Here is a 1,072-nt window from a genome sequence, read left to right on the forward strand (position 1 = left end):
AACAGGGTGAACAGCTGCGCCTGGTTCCTGGCCAGCCCCTTGTAGCGAACCTTCCGGTAGCCGAAGAGGTTCTTGATGACATGAAACGGGTGCTCGACCTTGGCGCGGATGCTGGCCTTGGCCTTCTCGATCGCCAGCAGCAGCGTTTTCATGGGACTGTCTTCCATCTTCTTGATGGGGCCGCGCTTGGCGGCAACACAGCACCGGGAATCCGGGGCATCCTTCTCTTCATCCAGATGCTTCCACATGCCGGTGTAGCCCGCGTCGCCGTATACCCGCTTGTCATCGTCCCGGACCAATTCACTGGTCATGGTGACATCGGCGACGTTGGCCGAGGTGGCGGCGACACTGTGGGTCAGCCCGGTGACCGCATCGACACCGATATGCGCCTTCATGCCGAAGTAATACTGCTGGCCCTTCCTGGTCTGCTTCATCTCCGGATCGCGTTGCTTGGCCTTGTTCTTGGTGGAGGGGGCCGCCGCCACGATGGTGGCGTCGACGATGGTGCCCTCGCGCATGAACAGGCCCTGCTCGGCCAGGTGGGCGTTGATTTCCTCGAAGATCCGCTGGGTCAGGGCATGCTGCTCCAGCAGGTGACGGAAGCGCAGCAGCGTGGTCGCATCCGGCACACTCTCGATGGCCAGATCGATACCGATGAAGTCGCGCATCGCCTGGCTGTCGTAGATGGCGTCCTCCAGCGCTTCATCGGCCAGGGCATACCACTGCTGCAGGAAGTAAATGCGCAGCATGCGCTCCAGGCCAATGGGTGGTCGGCCTCGCTTGCCCGCTGAATTCGGGAAGTAGGACGGCGACAGTGCTGCGATCAGCCGTTGCCACGGCACCAGCTTCTCCATCCTGGCAAGAAACCGCTCGCGGCGGGTGACCTTCTTCTTGTTCTGGTGCTCAGCCTGGGCGAATGAGATCTGTTTCATCGGAGTGGCTCTGTCAGCGGGTGTTGGACGACAGGTCAGATTTTACCTCGTCGGTGGTTATGAGGCAGCTCCGACGGGATTTATGCAGCGTTTCCCTAGGATACAGCTATAAAGGCAATGCCTCTGAAATAGCATCCGTT

At 60.3% G+C, this 1,072-nt stretch carries 1 protein-coding gene; it reads right to left on the minus strand.

The window, feature by feature from the left end; all coding sequences use genetic code 11:
- Positions 1-932, minus strand: a 932-nt coding sequence (locus NFR41_RS10440) for an IS5 family transposase (protein ID WP_251231800.1), incomplete at its 3' end; no start/stop codon positions are given.
- Positions 933-1,072: the final 140 nt, after the last annotated feature.

The organism is Adlercreutzia aquisgranensis, assembly GCF_943193145.1.
Lineage (GTDB): Bacteria > Actinomycetota > Coriobacteriia > Coriobacteriales > Eggerthellaceae > Xiamenia > Xiamenia aquisgranensis.